18 protein-coding genes are annotated in these 17,508 nt (G+C 65.6%); 14 read left to right on the forward strand and 4 right to left on the reverse strand.

Features of this window, described 5'->3' with window-relative positions; translation table 11 throughout:
* The first annotated feature begins 80 nt into the window (after positions 1-80).
* The 8 genes from fabZ to QZ609_RS14930 all read left to right on the forward strand — a co-directional run bounded on the left by fabZ (position 81) and on the right by QZ609_RS14930 (position 7,794).
* The gene (gene fabZ / locus QZ609_RS14895) at positions 81-575 is read left to right on the forward strand and encodes a 3-hydroxyacyl-ACP dehydratase FabZ (RefSeq protein ID WP_295496235.1); all 495 of its coding nucleotides are present in this window, start codon (positions 81-83) and stop codon (positions 573-575) included.
* A complete protein-coding gene (gene lpxA, locus QZ609_RS14900) occupies positions 572-1,387 on the forward strand; it encodes an acyl-ACP--UDP-N-acetylglucosamine O-acyltransferase (protein ID WP_295496238.1) in 816 nt (271 codons plus the stop codon). Before fabZ ends, lpxA begins: the two co-directional genes overlap by 4 nt.
* Complete coding sequence (gene lpxB / locus QZ609_RS14905; RefSeq protein ID WP_295496241.1) at positions 1,384-2,553, forward strand: lipid-A-disaccharide synthase; 1,170 nt, start codon at positions 1,384-1,386, stop codon at positions 2,551-2,553. The genes lpxA and lpxB overlap by 4 nt, the downstream gene beginning before the upstream one ends.
* A gap of 4 nt (positions 2,554-2,557) precedes the next feature.
* Positions 2,558-3,247: a ribonuclease HII gene (gene rnhB, locus QZ609_RS14910; protein ID WP_295496243.1), complete on the forward strand. Its 690-nt coding sequence runs from the start codon at positions 2,558-2,560 to the stop codon at positions 3,245-3,247.
* A gap of 5 nt (positions 3,248-3,252) precedes the next feature.
* Positions 3,253-4,035: an RNA methyltransferase gene (locus tag QZ609_RS14915; RefSeq protein WP_295496246.1), complete on the forward strand. Its 783-nt coding sequence runs from the start codon at positions 3,253-3,255 to the stop codon at positions 4,033-4,035.
* A gap of 139 nt (positions 4,036-4,174) precedes the next feature.
* Positions 4,175-5,050, forward strand: coding sequence for a M24 family metallopeptidase (locus QZ609_RS14920; protein ID WP_295496249.1), 876 nt, complete (start codon positions 4,175-4,177; stop codon positions 5,048-5,050).
* A gap of 17 nt (positions 5,051-5,067) precedes the next feature.
* Positions 5,068-6,867: an SDR family oxidoreductase gene (locus tag QZ609_RS14925; RefSeq protein ID WP_295496252.1), complete on the forward strand. Its 1,800-nt coding sequence runs from the start codon at positions 5,068-5,070 to the stop codon at positions 6,865-6,867.
* A gap of 30 nt (positions 6,868-6,897) precedes the next feature.
* Positions 6,898-7,794, forward strand: a complete 897-nt coding sequence (locus tag QZ609_RS14930) for a metal-dependent hydrolase (protein WP_295496254.1) — start codon at positions 6,898-6,900, stop codon at positions 7,792-7,794.
* Positions 7,795-7,863: 69 nt separating this feature from the next.
* Here QZ609_RS14930 and QZ609_RS14935 read toward each other — a convergent pair whose 3' ends face one another.
* The gene (locus QZ609_RS14935) at positions 7,864-8,715 is read right to left on the reverse strand and encodes a pyruvate, water dikinase regulatory protein (RefSeq protein ID WP_295496256.1); all 852 of its coding nucleotides are present in this window, start codon (positions 8,713-8,715) and stop codon (positions 7,864-7,866) included.
* Positions 8,716-8,932: 217 nt separating this feature from the next.
* On the opposite strand from QZ609_RS14935, the gene ppsA reads away from it, so the two are divergent.
* The 3 genes from ppsA to QZ609_RS14950 all read left to right on the forward strand — a co-directional run bounded on the left by ppsA (position 8,933) and on the right by QZ609_RS14950 (position 12,864).
* The gene (ppsA, locus tag QZ609_RS14940; RefSeq protein WP_295496259.1) at positions 8,933-11,320 is read left to right on the forward strand and encodes a phosphoenolpyruvate synthase; all 2,388 of its coding nucleotides are present in this window, start codon (positions 8,933-8,935) and stop codon (positions 11,318-11,320) included.
* A gap of 159 nt (positions 11,321-11,479) precedes the next feature.
* Entirely contained in the window at positions 11,480-11,908 is a 429-nt protein-coding gene (locus QZ609_RS14945; protein ID WP_295496262.1) for an NfeD family protein, read from the forward strand.
* A 29-nt stretch (positions 11,909-11,937) separates the two neighbouring features.
* Positions 11,938-12,864 carry an SPFH domain-containing protein gene (locus QZ609_RS14950; RefSeq protein WP_295496265.1) on the forward strand — a complete coding sequence of 309 codons (927 nt, stop codon included), beginning with the start codon at positions 11,938-11,940 and terminating at the stop codon, positions 12,862-12,864.
* A 36-nt stretch (positions 12,865-12,900) separates the two neighbouring features.
* Here the strand turns inward: QZ609_RS14950 and smpB are convergent, their stop codons facing one another.
* On the reverse strand, positions 12,901-13,347 hold the full coding sequence (gene smpB / locus QZ609_RS14955) for an SsrA-binding protein SmpB (protein WP_295496268.1): 447 nt from the start codon (positions 13,345-13,347) through the stop codon (positions 12,901-12,903).
* A 136-nt stretch (positions 13,348-13,483) separates the two neighbouring features.
* On the opposite strand from smpB, the gene QZ609_RS14960 reads away from it, so the two are divergent.
* Positions 13,484-13,921 (forward strand): type II toxin-antitoxin system RatA family toxin, encoded by a 438-nt coding sequence (locus tag QZ609_RS14960; RefSeq protein ID WP_295496270.1) that lies wholly within the window; start codon positions 13,484-13,486, stop codon positions 13,919-13,921.
* Positions 13,908-14,264 (forward strand): RnfH family protein, encoded by a 357-nt coding sequence (locus tag QZ609_RS14965; RefSeq protein ID WP_295496272.1) that lies wholly within the window; start codon positions 13,908-13,910, stop codon positions 14,262-14,264. Before QZ609_RS14960 ends, QZ609_RS14965 begins: the two co-directional genes overlap by 14 nt.
* 12 nt (positions 14,265-14,276) lie before the next feature.
* Here QZ609_RS14965 and QZ609_RS14970 read toward each other — a convergent pair whose 3' ends face one another.
* Positions 14,277-14,804 (reverse strand): DUF4124 domain-containing protein, encoded by a 528-nt coding sequence (locus tag QZ609_RS14970; protein WP_295496275.1) that lies wholly within the window; start codon positions 14,802-14,804, stop codon positions 14,277-14,279.
* A 155-nt stretch (positions 14,805-14,959) separates the two neighbouring features.
* Complete coding sequence (locus QZ609_RS14975; protein WP_295496278.1) at positions 14,960-15,904, reverse strand: DMT family transporter; 945 nt, start codon at positions 15,902-15,904, stop codon at positions 14,960-14,962.
* 154 nt (positions 15,905-16,058) lie between these two features.
* Here QZ609_RS14975 and guaB point away from each other — a divergent pair.
* A partial coding sequence (gene guaB, locus QZ609_RS14980) for an IMP dehydrogenase (protein WP_295496280.1) occupies positions 16,059-17,508 on the forward strand: 1,450 nt, incomplete at its 3' end.

The following is a 17,508-nucleotide window of genomic DNA, read 5'->3' on the forward strand; positions in this document are numbered from 1 at the left end:
GCCATCGTCCGAGGCCTGACGCGCATGCGCGAACGGTTGCAACAACTGGAACAGCAGGTCAAAGACCTGAAGCAACAATCATGACCGAAGCCTCTAACGCGACGACGAGCGCCGTCAGCGATTTCAACATCAAGCGCATCCTTGAGCTGCTGCCGCATCGCTATCCGATGCTGCTGGTGGATCGCGTGGTCGAGTTCGAATCGGGCAAGCGCATCAAGGCCATCAAGAACGTCACGTTCAACGAGCCGTTCTTCAATGGCCACTTCCCCGGCCATCCGGTCATGCCGGGCGTGCTGATCCTTGAAGCGCTGGCGCAGACGGCCGCGCTGCTGACCTTTGGCGAGCCTGACCATCAGCGCAAGGAAGACGATCTGTACCTGTTCACGGCCATCGACGCCGCGCGCTTCAAGCAGCAGGTCGTGCCGGGAGACCAGCTGTGCCTGAACGCAGAGCTGCTGCGCGGCAAGCGCGGTTTCTGGAAGTTCAAGGTCTACGCCACGGTGGACGACAAGGTGGCCGCAGAGGCCGAGATCATGTGCGCGGTGGTGAAGGACGAATCGAAGGGCAAGGCATGACGCAGACTCCGAAGATCCACCCGACCGCACAGATCGACCCGAAGGCCGAGCTGGCCGCCGACGTCGAAGTCGGCGCCTTTACCGTGATCGGCCCGAACGTGCGCATCGACGCGGGCACGCGCATCGGCCACCACACCGTGGTCGAAGGGCACACCACGCTGGGCCGCGACAACAGCATCGGCCACTTCGCGTCGGTGGGCGGTCGCCCGCAGGACATGAAGTACCGCGACGAGCCGACCCAGCTCATCGTCGGCGACCGCAACACCATCCGCGAATTCACCACGATCCACACCGGCACCGCGCAGGATGCCGGCATCACCTCCATCGGTGACGACAACTGGATCATGGCCTACGTGCACATCGCGCACGACTGCCGCGTGGGCAACCACACGGTGTTCTCCAGCAACGCGCAGATTGCCGGCCACGTGGAAGTGGGCGACTGGGCCATCCTCGGCGGCATGTCGGGCGTGCACCAGTTCGTGCGCATTGGCGCGCATGCGATGCTGGGCGGTGCCTCGGCGCTGGTGCAGGATGTGCCACCGTTCGTGATCGCCGCGAGCGACAAGGGCGGCAACAAGGCCGCACCGCACGGCATCAACGTGGAAGGCCTGCGCCGCCGTGGCTTCACGGCCGAGCAGATCACCGCGCTGCGCCAGGCGTACAAGCTGCTTTACAAGAGCGACCTGAGCTTCGACCAGGCCCAGGCCGAAATCGCCGCGCAACTCGCCGGCACCGACGACGCCCCCAGCCGCGAGGTCCTGGGCGCCTTCGCCAGCTTCATCGCCGCCACCAAGCGCGGCATCGTGCGTTGACCGAGCCGACCCCGCCGGCGCGCCGCATCGGCATGGCTGCCGGCGAGGCGTCCGGCGATCTGTTGGCCTCGCTGCTGCTCAAGGGGCTGCATGCGCAGCTGCCGCAAGACATTGCCTACAACGGCATTGGCGGCGCGCGCATGATGGAGCAGGGCTTTACGTCGAACTGGCCGATGCACAAGCTGTCGGTCAACGGCTACGTGGAAGTGCTCGGCCAACTGCGCGAGATCCTCGCCATCCGCAAGGGTCTCAAGCAGGATCTGCTGGCTAATCCGCCGATGGCCTTCATCGGCGTGGACGCGCCGGACTTCAATTTCAACGTCGAGATCGCCATGCGGCAGGCGGGGGTGCCGGTGGTGCACTTCGTCAGCCCGTCGATCTGGGCATGGCGCGCCGGGCGCATCAAGACGATCGCACGCGCGGTCGACCATATCCTCTGCCTGTTCCCGTTCGAGCCGGAGATCTACGCCCGCGCCGGCATTCCGGCCACCTACGTGGGCCATCCGCTGGCTGACGTGATTCCGCTGGTGCCGGACGTGGAGGGCGCGCGCACGCGCCTGGGGCTGCCGCTCGGCCGCAAGGTCGTCGCGGTGCTGCCGGGCAGCCGCAACTCCGAGGTGAAGCATCTCGGGCCGACGCTGTTTGCCGCCATGGCACGCATGCAGTCGGTCGAGCCGGACATCGCCTTCGTGCTGCCCGCCGCCAACGCGACGCTGCGCGAGCGCGTCGATGCCATGCGTGCGGAGCATCCGGGCCTGCACCTGTGGGTGGTCGACGGCCAGTCGCATGCCACCATGGAAGCGGCCGACGTGATCCTGCTCGCCAGCGGCACGGCCACGCTGGAGGCGGCGCTGTACAAGAAGCCGATGGTCATCACCTACAAGGTGCCCTGGCTCACCGCGCAGATCATGAAGCGCAAGGGCTATCTGCCGTACGTGGGGCTGCCGAACATCCTGTCCGGCCGCTTTGTCGTGCCCGAACTGCTGCAGGACGATGCCACGCCCGAATCGCTCGCGCGCGAAACGCTGCTGCAGCTCAACGACCACGGCAATGCCACGTTCCTGCGTGAGCACTTCACGCAGATGCACCTGACGCTCAAGCAGAACATGGCCGAGATCGGTGCCAAGGTGGTGGTCGACCTGCTGCGCAGCCGCGGCAAGCTCTGAGGCGATGGCGACCCGCACTCCGGATCCTTCGCAACTCGGCTTGCCGTTGTCCCAGGCACCTGTGGTTAAGCGCGCGCGCCGCATCCTGTGCGGTGTCGACGAAGCCGGGCGCGGTCCGCTGGCCGGTCCGGTGACGGCCGCGGCGGTGGTATTGAACCCGCGCAAGCCGATCCAGGGCCTGGCCGATTCCAAGATCCTCACCGCCAAGAAGCGTGAGGCCCTCTACGGCGAGATCGTCGAAAAGGCGCTCGCCTGGCACGTGGCCGAGGCCACCGTTGAAGAGATCGACCGCATCAACATCCTGCACGCGACCATGCTGGCGATGCAGCGCGCGGTGCAGGGCGTGGCCGCGCAGGGCGTGCTGCCCGACCTGGTGCAGGTGGACGGCAACCGCTGCCCGCAGGTGGCATTTGCGGTGGAGGCCATCGTCAAGGGCGATGCGCTGGTGCCGGCCATCTCGGCGGCATCCATCCTGGCCAAGGTCACGCGTGACCGCCAACTGGCGGCGCTGCATACTGAATTCCCGCACTACGGTTTCGATGTTCACGCCGGCTATGGCACGCCGCAACACCTGGCTGCCATCGAACGGCATGGCGTGACGCCACATCACCGCCGTTCGTTTGCGCCGGTGCGCCGCGCACTCGAAGAGCGGGCAGCCATGCCCGCCGATGCCGGCACCGCCTGGGACGACTGACTTCCATGAAACACATCACCTCCCGCGACAACGCGGTCTTCAAGCACCTCAAGGCGCTGGCCGGCTCGACGCAGCACCGCCGGCGCGCCGGGCAGTCGGTGCTCGATGGCGTGCACCTGGTCGCCGCCTATCTCGATGCGGGCCACACGCCTGCGCAATGCCTGGTCTCCGAGCGCCATGTCGCACATCCGGAGGTGGCGCCGCTGCTCGATCGCATCGACCCGCAAACCATCATCCTGCTGGCCGACAACCTGTTCGCCCAGCTCACCACAGTGGTCAACGGCATCGACCTGATGGCGCTGGTCGATACGCCAGAAGGCCACCTGCCGCACACGATCGAGGCCGATTGCGTGATCCTCGATGGCATCCAGGATGCCGGTAACGTCGGCTCGATCCTGCGCTGTGCGGCGGCGGCCGGCGTGCGTGATGTCTTCATGACGGCGGGCTGCGCGTTCGCGTGGTCGGCCAAGACCCTGCGCGCTGCAATGGGCGCGCATTTCCATCTCAACATCGTTGAGCACTGCACGTTCGAGAGCGTGCAGGCGCGCCTGCAGGTGCCGCTCCTGGCGACGTCGTCGCATGCCAAGCAGGCCGTCTTCGATGTACCGCTGGACACGCCTGTCGGCTGGGTCTTCGGCAACGAAGGCGCGGGCGTGTCGGACGAATGGCTCGCGGTCGTGACCACGCCCGTGGTGATCCCGCAGCCGGGTGGCATGGAGTCCCTCAACGTGGCTGCCGCAGCAGCCATCTGTCTGTTCGAGGCCGTGCGCCAGCGTCGCGCCGGCTGAGCTTCTCGCTGTAAACAATGCGTCACTTGGCGTTTTCAAACGCCAGCGTGAACCCGCATTGACATTGCCATTGAGTAATGGAACATTGACGGCGGTGCCATTGAGCGCCCCTCGATAACCAGACTCAAGGAGACCGGCAATGCCGAATCCCGCCCTGGCGCGCGTCAATGTCGACGAACTCGCGCAGTTTCGCGAAATCCAGCAACTCGCCTATCAATGCGTTGAGGCCGTCGGCGCCATGCTGCGTCCCGGCATGACCGAGAAAGACGCCGCCCGCCTGCTCACCGAATGGCTCGGTGATCGCGGTGTGCATGACTGGCTGCACAAGCCGTTTGCGTGGTTTGGCGATCGCACGGCGTTCCAGGGCTTCTCGGGCCTGACGCACATGGCCGGGTTCAATATGGCGTTCTTCCCGTCGTCGCGGCGGTTGGAGGAGAACATGCCGGTGATCCTCGACGTGGCGCCGGTGCGCAACGGGGTGATTGCGGATGTGGGCTATGCCACCTGCGTTGGCCACAACGCCATCCTCGAGCAACTGCTGGACGATCTGATGGCGCACCGTGAGCTGATCGTGCGCCTGATCCGTGAGCGGCGCCCAATGGCCGAGGTGGCGCGCGCGGTTGATCAGCTGTGCATGAAGCAGGGCGTCGAACCGCGCCACAAGGCCTATCCGTTCAAGGTGCTGGCACACCGCGTGGCCAAGCTGGAGCATCCGTCCAAGCCGCGCTTCGTGGCGCGCTTCGGGCTGAATGCCACGCGCAACCTGATCCTCGACCAGGTGCGCAGCGGCAAGCAGGAGGGCTGGTCGCCGCTGTGGTCGATCGACCGCCGCTCCGAGCACGCGCCGGTGCCGGGCCTGTGGGCGGTCGAGCCGCACCTGGGCTTCCACGGCGTGGGCGCCAAGTTCGAAGAGCTGCTCGTCATCACCGAGGACGACGCCTACTGGCTCGACGATGATCTGCCGCACGTGCGCCGCTGGCAGCAGCGCCAGCTCGCGCAGCAGCGCGCGGCCTGACGCGCGAGGAGGCTGTCATGAAAACGCTTCCCGAAGAAGCGCCGCTGGCGCTGTTCGAGCCGGCCGTCGCCTTCCCCCGCGCCGAGCGCACGGTGCAGTCCGGCGACGTCACGCTGGCCGTCAAGACCTGGGGTGACCCGGCGCGCCCGACCGTCGTGCTCGTCCACGGCTATCCCGACAACAGCGAGGTCTGGCACGAGATGGCGCCGCTGCTCGCGCGCGACTACTACGTCATCGCCTACGACGTGCGCGGCGCCGGGCAGTCGAGTGCGCCCAAGGGCCTGCGCAACTACACGTTCGCGCGCCTGACCGACGATTTCATCGCCGTGATCGACGCGCTGAGCCCCTCCAAGCCGGTGCACCTGATCGCGCATGACTGGGGTTCGATCCAGTCGTGGGAGTTCGTGACCGAGGAACGCCTGCGCGGGCGCATCGCGTCGTACACGTCGTGCTCGGGGCCGTGCCTGGACCACGTGGGGCACTGGATGCGTGCGCGGCTCCTGCGGCCGACGCCGTCGTCGCTGGGCAAGATGCTGGGGCAGCTCGTGCGCTCGTGGTACGTGCTGCTGTTCCACCTGCCGATCGTGTCGGAACTGAGCTGGCGGCTATGGCTAGGGCGCGCATGGCCGCGCGTGCTGCGGCGCGTGGAGAAGACCACCATCGCCCCGCGCGCCACGCAGACGGCCGACGGCGTGCGCGGCGTCTCGCTGTACCGCGCCAACTTTATCCGCAGCCTGTTCACGCCGCGCAAGCGCTACGCGCACGCGCCGGTGCAGGTGATCGTGCCGACGCTGGACAAATACGTGAGCCCGGCCTTGTCGGAAGACCTGTCGCGCTGGGTGCCGCAGTACTGGCGGCGCGAGGTGGTGGCGCGGCACTGGCTGCCCGTCACGCACGCCGAGCGCATGGCCGAGATGGCACGTGAGCTGATCGAGCATGCCGAGGGAGCGCCGGAGTCCGAGGCATTGCAACGCGCCCGCCAGCACGGCGCGCGCAAGCCGTTCACAGGCAAGCTGGCCGTCATCACCGGCGCGGGCAGCGGCATCGGGCGCTGTGCGGCGCTGGCGTTCGCGGAGCAAGGCGCGGCCATCGTCGCGGTCGATATCCGCGCGGAAGACGCTGAGCGCACCGCCACGCTGATCCGCCTGACGGGCGGCAGTGCCTGGTCGCGCACCGTCGACGTTGGCAGCGCCGAGCAGATGGAGGCGCTGGTGGATTGGGTCGGCCGCGAACTGGGTGGCGCCGACATCGTCGTCAACAACGCCGGCATCGGCATGGCTGGCGGCATTGTCGACACGTCTGAACGCGACTGGCAGCGCATCCTGCACGTGAACGTGTGGGGCGTGATTCATGGAGCACGGCTGTTTGCCAAGCAGATGGTCGCGCGCGGGCAGGGCGGGCACATCCTGAACACTGCATCGGCGGCGGCCTTTGCGCCTTCGCGCGACCTGGCGGCCTATGCAACCACCAAGGCGGCCGTCCTGATGCTCTCCGAATGCATGCGCGGCGAACTGACCGGGCAGGGCATCGGCGTGTCGGCCATCTGCCCGGGCTTTGCCGAGACCGGGATCATGGCCTCCACCGTCTACACCGGCACCACCGAAGCGCAGCAGGCCGCGCTGCGGGCCCGCGCGACCAAGCTCTACCAGCTGCGTGGCCTCAAGCCTGAGACAGTGGCCCGCGCCATGCTGCGCGCGGTGCTGCGCAACAAGCCCGTCGTCACGATCGGCATCGAGGCGCACTCGTCGCGCTTTATCTCGCGCTATGCGCAGTGGCTCAGCCGGCTGATCGCGCGCGTGAGCATGGCCGGGCATTGAATCCGGCCACCACAAGAACAGGAGACAACCATGACCGCGCCCGATTACACCATCAAGCCCCGCCACGTGCGTTTCGACTGGAGCCAGACGCCCATCCAGTGGATTCCCGGCGACCCCTCCAGCACGCACATCATCAACATCCTCAACCTGCTGTTCCCGGCCGGCGAGCTGTGGTTCTGCCGCGTCTACAACAAGGCGATGCCGCAGATCACCGATCCGAAGCTGCGCGCCGATGCGGAGGGTTTCCTGCGCCAGGAGGCGATTCACTCCCGCTCGCATGGCGGCGTGCTGACGCACTACTACAAGGCGCACGGCATCGACACGCAGCCTTACACCAAGCACCTGGATTGGCTGTTCTCCAAAGTGCTCGGCGAGCAGCCGCTCAGGCTGAAGATCGGACACACACGGTTCTGGCTGAAGCAGCAGCTTGGCATCATCGCGGCGCTGGAGCACTTCTTCGGCTATCTAGGCAACTGGGTGCTGAACGCCGACGGGCTCGACAAGGCAAAAGCGGACCCGGTGATGCTCGACCTGCTGCGCTGGCACGGCGCTGAGGAAGTCGAGCACCGTACGGTAGCGTTCGACATCTTCCGGCACCTGGGCGGTAACTACGTCGAGCGCTGCTTCCACATGCTGTGCACGATCCTGCTGTTGCTGTACTTCCTGCAGAAGGGATCGCGCTTCATGTACAAGCGCGATCCGGCCGCCGGACGGTATCCGGGCTTCATCCTGGGCTGGTGGCGCGGCTCGCAGCGTCGCTGCCTGCCGTCGTTCTGGAAGATGATCGCGGCGGCGCTGCGCTACTTCCGGCCGAGCTATACGCCGCATCACGAGGGCTCGACCGAGCAGGCCCTGGCCTACCTCGCCACCTCGCCGGCGGCTCAGGCGGCGGCGCATGGCGGCAACTGGGTGCGGGATCGGGCCTGACGCAGGCAGGCGCCAGAAAAGCAAAACGGCCGGTGCGAAAACCGGCCGTTTTGTTCTGTAGCGTGACGCTCAGTAGTTCTCGCGCTCCATCCGCACGTCCTGCAGGATGGTCGTGGCGATCTCCTCGATCGACTTGTGCGTGGACGACAGCCACTTGATGCCCTCGCGCCGCATCAGCGATTCCGCCTCGTTCACCTCATAGCGGCAGTTCTCCAGCGCCGCATATTTGCTGCCTGGACGACGTTCATTGCGGATCTCGGACAGCCGCTGCGGGTCGATCGACAGGCCGAAGATCTTGCTCTTGTAGTTGTAGAGCACCGTGGGCAGCTTGCCGCGCTCGAAATCGTCAGGAATGAGCGGGTAGTTGGCCGATTTCACCCCGTACTGCATCGCCAGGTAGAGGCTGGTCGGCGTCTTGCCGCTGCGCGAAACCCCCACCAGGATCACATCGGCCTCGGCCAGGTTCTTGTGCGACTGGCCGTCGTCGTGCGCAAGTGAAAAGTTGATCGCTTCGATACGGTTCTTGTACGCCTCGGTATCGGCATTTTGGTGGAAGCGCCCGATGGCGTGGGTGGATTTGAGGTTCAGCTCCTTCTCGAGCGGCTCGATGAAGGTCTGGAACATGTCCAGGATGGTTGCCTTGGCCCGATGGACGATTTCGTTGGCCTCGGCATCCACCAGCGTGGTGAAGACGATCGGCCGAACGCCTTCGACGTTGAAGGCCTCGTTGATCTTGCTGACCGCCACATGTGCCTTGTCGATCGTGTCGACAAACGGAATCCGCACTTGGCGGAACTTCATCTCGAACTGGGCGAGGATGGAGTGGCTGAAGGTTTCTGCGGTGATCCCGGTGCCATCCGACACGATAAACACGGTGCGGACGGCCGCGCGGGTGGTAGATGCGGCGGCGAGGTCGGTCATTGAAAACGAGGGGTTTTTCCTATCCGCCGGGAGGAATTCGTGCGGCGGCACGGTAGAATAGCGGCGATCTTTTGGCTAAGCAATTCGGCCCGGCCCCCGGTCAGACGACCCGGCAACGCCGCCCGGATGATTTAGCCAAGGGAATCGCGCGGCCAGACGACAAGAACAAACGCTTCGCGCGCATCCGACCGGTTTTTCACTTAGTTTAGGGACTTGTATGACTAACCTGTCGCAAGACGGCGCCTATGTGCTGCCGTTCGAGCAACTGCGGATGACCGATGTCGAGGTCGTTGGCGGTAAGAACGCTTCGCTGGGCGAGATGATCTCCCAGCTGGATGGCGCCGGCGTGCGCGTTCCGGGCGGTTTTGCCACCACGGCACTCGCCTTCCGCGACTTCCTCGCGCACAACAACCTGACCGAGCGCATCTCGCAGCGCCTGGCCGCGCTGGACGTCGACGACGTCAAGGCGCTGGCCGCGGCCGGCAAGGAGATCCGCGAGTGGGTCGCCACGGCACCGTTCCAGCCGCGCCTGGAGCAGGAGATCCGTGAATCGTACGCACGCGTGTCGGCCCGTGAAGGCGCCGAGGCTTCGTTTGCCGTGCGTTCGTCGGCCACGGCCGAAGACCTGCCGGACGCCTCGTTCGCCGGTCAGCAGGAGAGCTACCTCAACGTCTTGGGCATCGACGACGTGCTCGACAAGATCAAGCACGTGTTCGCCTCGCTGTACAACGACCGTGCCATCTCGTACCGCGTCCACAAGGGCTTTGCCCACGACGTGGTGGCGCTGTCGGCCGGCATCCAGCGTATGGTGCGCTCGGACTGCGGCGCGTCGGGCGTGATGTTCACGATCGACACCGAATCGGGCTTCCAGGAAGTCGTCTTCATCACCTCCAGCTACGGCCTGGGCGAGACGGTGGTGCAGGGCGCCGTGAACCCGGACGAGTTCTACGTCTTCAAGCCGACGCTGGCCGCCGGCCAGTACCCGATCATCCGCCGCTCGATCGGCTCGAAGCTGATCAAGATGGAATTCACCGCGCCGGGCGAAGAAGGCCGCGTGAAGACCGTCGACGTGCCGGGTGAGCTGCGCAACCGCTACTCCATCTCCGACGCGGATGTGACGGAGCTGGCCAAGTACGCCGTCATCATCGAGAAGCACTACGGCCGCCCGATGGACATCGAGTGGGGCCGCGACGGCCGCGACGGCAAGATCTACATCCTGCAGGCCCGCCCGGAAACCGTGAAGAGCCAGGCTGCCGGCAAGGTCGAGCAGCGCTTCCGCCTGAAGGGCTCGGCGCCGGTGCTGACTACCGGCCGCGCCATCGGCCAGAAGATCGGCACGGGCCCGGTGCGCGTGATCAACGATCCGGCCGAGATGGAACGCGTGCAGCCCGGCGACGTGCTGGTGGCCGACATGACCGACCCGAACTGGGAGCCGGTGATGAAGCGCGCCTCGGCCATCGTGACCAACCGCGGCGGCCGTACCTGCCACGCGGCCATCATCGCGCGTGAGCTGGGCGTGCCGGCCGTGGTCGGCTGCGGCGACGCTACCGACATCCTCAAGGACGGTACCCTGGTGACGGTCTCGTGCGCCGAGGGCGACGAAGGCAAGATCTACGACGGCCTGCTGGAAACCGAAATCACGGAAGTCCAGCGCGGCGAGATGCCGGCGATCAGCACGAAGATCATGATGAACGTCGGCAACCCGCAGCTCGCCTTCGACTTCTGCCAGATCCCGAACGGCGGCGTGGGCCTGGCCCGTCTGGAATTCATCATCAATAACAACATCGGCGTCCACCCGAAGGCGATCCTCGACTATCCGCAAGTCGACAGCGACCTGAAGAAGGCCGTGGAAAGCGTGGCCCGCGGCCATGCCAGCCCGCGCGCGTTCTACGTCGACAAGCTGGCCGAAGGCATCGCCACCATCGCGGCGGCCTTCTATCCGAAGCCCGTGATCGTGCGCCTGTCGGACTTCAAGTCCAACGAGTACAAGAAGCTGATCGGCGGTTCGCGCTACGAGCCGGATGAAGAGAACCCGATGCTGGGCTTCCGTGGCGCCTCGCGCTACATCGCCGAAGACTTCGCTGAAGCCTTCGAGATGGAGTGCCGCGCCATGAAGCGCGTGCGCGACGAGATGGGCCTGACCAACGTCGAGGTGATGGTCCCGTTCGTGCGTACGCTCGGCCAGGCCGAGAAGGTGGTCGAGCTGCTGGCCAAGTACGGCCTGAAGCGCGGCGAGAACGGCCTGCGCCTGATCATGATGTGCGAAGTGCCGTCCAACGCGATCCTGGCCGAGCAGTTCCTGCAGCATTTCGACGGCTTCTCGATCGGCTCGAACGACCTGACGCAGCTCACGCTGGGCCTGGACCGCGACTCCGGCATGGAGCTGCTGGCCCGAGACTTCGACGAGCGCGATCCGGCAGTCAAGTTCATGCTGCAGCGTGCCATCTCGACCGCGCTGTCGATGGACAAGTACGTCGGCATCTGCGGCCAGGGCCCGTCCGACCACCCGGATTTCGCCGAGTGGCTGGCCAAGGAAGGCATCTCGTCCATCTCGTTGAACCCGGATTCGGTCGTCGACACGTGGAAGAAGCTGGGTTCGGCTTAATTCGGGCCTGATCCTGCAGTAAAGTAGAAAGGGCGCGCGCCTTTCGAGGTGCGCGCCGACAAGAACGCGAAGTGCCCGGTGGCGTCCAACGCCGGCGGGGGCCGAGCGACATGCCCCCGCTGACGTGCCTCGTCGCGGGGGTTTTTTCTTGGGGGATGTATGTCGGCGCAAGAGATCGTCTGGTTCACGCTGGCCGTGCTGCTCGTCATCGGTGAGCTGATGACGGGGACGTTCTATCTACTGATGGTTGCCTTCGGCCTGCTGGCGGGGGGACTAGCGGCGCTCGTTGGGCTCGAGTTTCCTGCGCAGGCCATCGTTGCGGCCATCGTCACTGTGGTCGGCATCGTTGGGCTGCGGCGCACGCGCTTTGGGCGCGTCACGCGTGAAGACGCCGCCCGCAACCGCAACGTCAATCTGGATATCGGCGAGGCGCTGCGCGTGGATGCGTGGTCGCCCGAGCGTCGCGCGCGCGTGCAATACCGCGGCGCTGCGTGGGATGTCGAACTGGCGCCCAACGCATTGGCCACCGGCGGCGAGTTCCGCATCGTCGAGGTACGCGGCAACGTGCTGGTCGTCGCCCCCAAATAACAACCCCAACCGCAACCCACGGAGGTTCTATGTTCGAGCTGGGCACTTTCGCGCTCATCGTTTTGTTTGCCGCCATTGTGCTGATCGCACAGGGCATCAAGATCGTGCCGCAACAGCACGCCTGGATCCTGGAGCGGCTGGGCAAGTACCACGCGACGCTCTCGCCGGGGCTGAACATCGTGCTGCCGCTTGTCGATCGCGTGGCCTACAAGCACGTGCTCAAGGAAATCCCGCTCGACGTGCCGAGCCAGATCTGTATCACCAAGGACAACACGCAGCTGCAGGTGGACGGCATCCTGTACTTCCAGGTGACCGACCCGATGCGGGCATCGTACGGGTCGAGCAATTTCGTGATCGCCATCACGCAACTGGCGCAGACCACGCTGCGTTCGGTGGTCGGCAAGCTGGAGCTGGACAAGACGTTTGAGGAGCGCGACTTCATCAACCACAGCGTGGTCAACGCGCTGGATGAGGCGGCCTCCAACTGGGGCGTGAAGGTGCTGCGCTACGAGATCAAGGACTTGACGCCGCCCAAGGAGATCCTGCACGCGATGCAGGCGCAGATCACAGCCGAGCGCGAGAAGCGCGCGCTGATCGCGGCATCGGAGGGGAAGCGCCAGGAGCAGATCAACCTGGCATCCGGTGCGCGTGAGGCTGCCATCCAGAAGTCCGAGGGCGACAAGCAGGCCGCCATCAACCGGGCGCAGGGCGAGGCGGCGGCCATCCTGGCGGTGGCCGAGGCCAACGCGCAGGCGATCCAGAAGGTCGGTCACGCCATCCGCACCGAGGGTGGTGCGGACGCGGTCAACCTGAAGGTGGCGGAGGAATACGTGGCAGCGTTCGGCAACCTGGCCAAGCAGGGCAATACGCTGATCGTGCCGGGCAACTTGAGCGAAATGAGCTCGATGATTGCAACGGCGCTGCAGATTGTGAAGCAGCAGCGGCCGAGCGCGTAAGGGCGTTGCGGATCGGGCCCGAGGTCAGGCTCGAGGTTAGGCCTTCTCGCGCATGATCCGCGCCTTCTCGCGCTGCCAGTCGCGGTCTTTTTCGGTCTCGCGCTTGTCATAGAGCTTCTTGCCCTTGGCGAGGCCAATCTCGCACTTCACGCGACCGCGCGAGTAGTGCAGGTTGAGCGGCACGAGCGTGTAGCCACGCTGCTCGACCTTGCCGATCAGCTTCTTGATCTCCTCGGCGTGCAGGAGCAGTTTGCGGGTGCGCACCGGGTCGGGCGTGACGTGCGTGGAGGCCGATTGCAGCGGGCTGATGTGCGCCCCGATCAGGAACAGCTCGGCGTTGCGGATGACGACGTAGCCTTCCTTGATCTGCGAACGGCCGGCGCGGATGGCCTTCACCTCCCAGCCCTCGAGTACGATGCCCGCCTCGTAGCGTTCTTCGATGAAGTAATCGAAAAAGGCTTTCTTGTTGTCGGCGATGGTCATACGTGGAATGTGCGGTGAGCGCGGCGGGGCGACGGTTAAGGTGACGGTCCCTGCATGCGCTGCGATAAAATGGCGAGTTTAACAAATCCGCCGCACAGGCAATCGACGTGCGGCACGCAAAGCTTTCGGAAGGCGCATGGCAGACGTTGAAAAAACCGTGTTGATCGGTTACTCGGCCGAACAGATGTTCGACCTGGTCACCAACGTCAAGGACTATCCGAACTTCCTGCCGTGGTGCGGCGGCGTGGAAATCTTCGAGCAGACCGACACGTCACTCGACGCCCGCGTCGACATCGCCTTCAAGGGCATCCACCAGCATTTCCGCACGCGCAACAGGCAAACGCGGCCCACCCGCATCGATATGCAGTTCGCTGATGGTCCTTTCAAGACCTTCACTGGCTTCTGGGTGTTCACGCCGCTGCGCGCCGATGCGTGCAAGATCAACTTCCACCTGCACTACGAGTTCTCCAGCCACTTGCTGGAGAAAATCATCGGCCCGGTGTTCAGTATGATCGCCAATACTTTCGTCGATTCCTTCGTCAAGCGCGCCGAGGTGGTCTATGGCGAATCCTGAGCAGATCGAGGTGATGGTCTGCCTGGCGACGGTCACGCCGCCAAGGCTGGTGGAGGTGCGCGTGCCAGCACCGGCGACCGTGGCGGACGCGGTGCGCGCATCCGGCGTGCTCGACGGGACGGATCTGACGCTCGAGACCTGCCGCTTGGGCATCTACGGCAAGCGCAAGACGCCCGATGCGCCGCTGCACGCGCGCGACCGGGTCGAGATCTCTGGCCCGCTGATCGCCGATCCGAAGACGGCCCGGCGCCGCCGCGTGCAACGCGTGCGCGCAACCGGCACGCGCGAAGGGCTGAAGTGGCTGCGCAATGAGGCGCCGCCCGAAGGCGACGTCACCGAGTAAGCGCCTGCGGTCTTAGCCGCAGTTCGCGTTGATGGCCGCCTGGTTGCGCTGGACGGCGGCGGCGCGCTGGTTGTCGTCCATGGGCGCGATCGAGCCATCGGATTGGATCGAGCCGAAGCGGCGACCCTCTTGCATATAGTTGGTTTCGTTGCGCAGACGCTCGCATTCGGCCTGCCTGCGCTGGGCCAGCTCGGCCTTCTGCGCGTCTTCCTGATCCTTCTTGTCGCGCGCGGCCAGGCGCTTGCGCAGGGCCTCATCCGGATCGACGGCGGCGCTGGATGCGGGCGATGCGGCCTTGGGGGCAGACGCCGCCTGGACGCCCGAAGCCGGCGCGGGCACCGATTCATAGGCCGTGGCAAAGCGGCCGTTCGGGTTGCGGATGATGCGCGAAGCCGGCACGGACGGCGGCGGTGCGGCGTCGCTGTAGACCATGTGGCCCTTTTCGTCGCGCCATTGCCAGGCCCATTGCGCGAAGGCGGTCGGGCAGGCGAGGGTGATCAGGGTGACGGTGGCCGGCAGCAGGACGTGCAGTCGTTTCATGGAGTTCTCGTTCGATGGCCTGCCGATGGCGCGTTGGCCGACCCGACGACGGCTCCTTGACGCGCGCGGGAGCCCGGTGGCGTGATCGCCACGCGTGAATCTACGTCGGTGGCCTGGCTCGGCCTGCCGACTCGCCCCCCGGCAAGGCGCCCAGTTTATGCAGAGTTGTCCTCTGCGTGCAAGCGCACCGACCAGCCGACCCCCACGATCAGCAAGGCGATTGCCGCGATTTCGAGCGGGCGAGGCCAGCGGTCGTCGTACACAAAGCCATATGCCAGCGCGAACAGCGTCTCGAACACGATCATCTGGCCCGACAGCGTGAGCGGCAGCCGGCGGGCGGAGATGTTCCACAGGTTGTTGCCGATCAGCGACGCGCCGAGTGCCACGGCAGCATTCACGGCCCAGAACGTTGTCCAGACACGCCCACCGCCATCGGCCCAGCCGGTGCCGACCACGAGCAGGGCGATCGCCGTCAGCACGGTCGACAGCACGCCGGTCGAAATGCCGTACAGCGCCGACCACTCGTTGCTGGAGAAATGCGGATTGCGCTGCAGGTAGCGGGCATTGTCCACCGCGTACCAGGTCCAGCTGCACAGGGCGCCCGCCGCGCAGGCAATGCCGGCAATGCGCTGCCAGACCGGCCGGACTTGGGCTGCGGCAGCGGCGTTGGCGTGGCCAAACAGGTCGACGTTGATACAGACGATGCCGGCTGCGACCACCAGCAGCGGCCAGATCAGGCGCGACAGTGGTACAGCGCCGTGATCGCGGTGCCCGAGCACCGTCACGGTGATCGGCAGGATGCCGATGATGAGCGAGGTGGGGGCGACGCCGGCCAGTTGCACGCCAAAGGCCAGCAGCACGTAATAGACGAGATTGCCGCTGCAGGATTGCCGCACCAGCGCGAGGCAATCAGCGCGGGTGATCTTGCGGGCAATGCGCGGGAGGATGGGGGCGGCGGCGATGGCCGCGATGGCGCCGTAGGCGAGGTAGCGGCCCAGGGCCAGCTCCCACGGCGAGAACGCCGGCAGCGCGCGCGGCGCAATGAAGACCATGCCCCACATGGCACCCGCCAGCAGGGCGCACAACACGCCAATTCCCATTCGAACACTCGCAAAGCTTGCTACACACGGCCGCTGAGGCCACAGGGCGCTTCAGGCGGGTGCGCGAAGAAAAATTTATCGAGCATAGCACGGGCGTCTACAACCGTGGTGCAAATTCCCGTATAATCCGATTTTGCGCCTAGAGGAAATTGCTATGCGTCTTGTCCAGAAAGCACTCACGTTCGATGATGTGCTGCTCGTCCCGGCCTACTCGGCCGTCCTGCCCCGCGATACGTCCCTTCGCACCAAGCTCACCCGTTCGATTGAACTCGCCATTCCGCTCGTGTCCGCCGCCATGGATACGGTCACGGAAGCGCGGCTGGCCATTGCCATGGCGCAGCAGGGTGGCATCGGTATCGTCCACAAGAACCTGAAGCCGGAAGAACAGGCGCGCGAAGTCGCCAAGGTCAAGCGCTTCGAGTCGGGCGTGCTGCGCGATCCGATCACCATCGGCCCGGATATGAAGGTGCGCGACGTGATGGCGCTGTCGGCGCAGCACGGCATCTCGGGCTTCCCGGTGCTGGAAGGCAAGAAGGTGGTGGGCATCATCACTAACCGCGACTTGCGCTTCGAAGAAGAGCTGGACGCGCCGGTGCGCGCCAAGATGACGCCGGGCGAGAAGCTCGTCACCGTCAAGGAAGGCGCCTCGCTGGAAGAAGCCAAGCGCCTGATGAACAAGCACCGCCTGGAGCGCGTGCTGGTGGTGGGTGAAGCTTTCGAGCTGCGCGGCCTGATCACCGTCAAGGACATCCAGAAGGCCACCGAATACCCGTTGGCCTCCAAGGATGAGCAGGGCTCGCTGCGCGTGGGCGCGGCGGTGGGCGTGGGCCCGGACAATGACCTGCGCATCGACCTGCTGGTCAAGGCTGGCGTGGATGTGATCGTGGTCGATACCGCGCACGGCCACAGCCAGGGCGTGCTCAGCCGTGTGCGCTGGATCAAGGACAACTATCCGCAGGTGCAGGTGATTGGCGGCAACATCGCCACGGGCGAAGCGGCCAAGGCGTTGGTCGATCATGGCGCAGATGGTGTCAAGGTTGGCATCGGCCCGGGCTCGATCTGCACGACGCGGATCGTTGCCGGCGTCGGCGTGCCGCAAATCTTCGCGGTGTCCAATGTGGCCGAAGCGCTCAAGGGCACCGGCGTGCCCCTTATCGCCGACGGCGGTATCCGCTACTCGGGTGATGTTGCCAAGGCGCTGGCCGCCGGCGCACACACCGTGATGATGGGCGGCATGTTCGCTGGCACGGACGAATCTCCGGGTGAGGTGTTCCTGTTCCAGGGGCGCTCGTACAAGAGCTACCGTGGCATGGGCTCGGTGGGCGCCATGAAGGATGGTGCGGCTGACCGTTACTTCCAGGAAGACAACACCGCCAACGTCGACAAGCTGGTGCCGGAAGGCATCGAAGGTCGCGTGCCGTACAAGGGCTCAGCGTTGCCGATCGTGCATCAGCTCACGGGTGGCGTTCGCTCGTCGATGGGCTACTGCGGCTGTGCGTCGATTGCCGAATGGCACGAGAAGAGCCAGTTTGTCGAGATCACTGCCGCCGGCATGAACGAATCGCACGTGCACGACGTGCAGATCACGAAGGAAGCGCCGAACT

This window comes from uncultured Ralstonia sp., from assembly GCA_913056305.1.
In the GTDB taxonomy this organism is placed as follows: Bacteria; Pseudomonadota; Gammaproteobacteria; order Burkholderiales; family Burkholderiaceae; genus Ralstonia.

Excerpts from the sequence above, each read along its gene's own strand:
- fabZ (WP_295496235.1), top strand. The coding sequence starts at position 81 with ATGACCGAAGCCTCTAACGCGACGACGAGCGCCGTCAGCGATTTCAAC.
- lpxA (WP_295496238.1), top strand. The coding sequence starts at position 572 with ATGACGCAGACTCCGAAGATCCACCCGACCGCACAGATCGACCCGAAG.
- rnhB (WP_295496243.1), top strand. The coding sequence starts at position 2,558 with ATGGCGACCCGCACTCCGGATCCTTCGCAACTCGGCTTGCCGTTGTCC.
- QZ609_RS14915 (WP_295496246.1), top strand. The coding sequence starts at position 3,253 with ATGAAACACATCACCTCCCGCGACAACGCGGTCTTCAAGCACCTCAAG.
- QZ609_RS14920 (WP_295496249.1), top strand. The coding sequence starts at position 4,175 with ATGCCGAATCCCGCCCTGGCGCGCGTCAATGTCGACGAACTCGCGCAG.
- QZ609_RS14925 (WP_295496252.1), top strand. The coding sequence starts at position 5,068 with ATGAAAACGCTTCCCGAAGAAGCGCCGCTGGCGCTGTTCGAGCCGGCC.
- QZ609_RS14930 (WP_295496254.1), top strand. The coding sequence starts at position 6,898 with ATGACCGCGCCCGATTACACCATCAAGCCCCGCCACGTGCGTTTCGAC.
- QZ609_RS14935 (WP_295496256.1), bottom strand. The coding sequence starts at position 8,715 with ATGACCGACCTCGCCGCCGCATCTACCACCCGCGCGGCCGTCCGCACC.
- ppsA (WP_295496259.1), top strand. The coding sequence starts at position 8,933 with ATGACTAACCTGTCGCAAGACGGCGCCTATGTGCTGCCGTTCGAGCAA.
- QZ609_RS14945 (WP_295496262.1), top strand. The coding sequence starts at position 11,480 with ATGTCGGCGCAAGAGATCGTCTGGTTCACGCTGGCCGTGCTGCTCGTC.
- QZ609_RS14950 (WP_295496265.1), top strand. The coding sequence starts at position 11,938 with ATGTTCGAGCTGGGCACTTTCGCGCTCATCGTTTTGTTTGCCGCCATT.
- smpB (WP_295496268.1), bottom strand. The coding sequence starts at position 13,347 with ATGACCATCGCCGACAACAAGAAAGCCTTTTTCGATTACTTCATCGAA.
- QZ609_RS14960 (WP_295496270.1), top strand. The coding sequence starts at position 13,484 with ATGGCAGACGTTGAAAAAACCGTGTTGATCGGTTACTCGGCCGAACAG.
- QZ609_RS14965 (WP_295496272.1), top strand. The coding sequence starts at position 13,908 with ATGGCGAATCCTGAGCAGATCGAGGTGATGGTCTGCCTGGCGACGGTC.
- QZ609_RS14970 (WP_295496275.1), bottom strand. The coding sequence starts at position 14,804 with ATGAAACGACTGCACGTCCTGCTGCCGGCCACCGTCACCCTGATCACC.
- QZ609_RS14975 (WP_295496278.1), bottom strand. The coding sequence starts at position 15,904 with ATGGGAATTGGCGTGTTGTGCGCCCTGCTGGCGGGTGCCATGTGGGGC.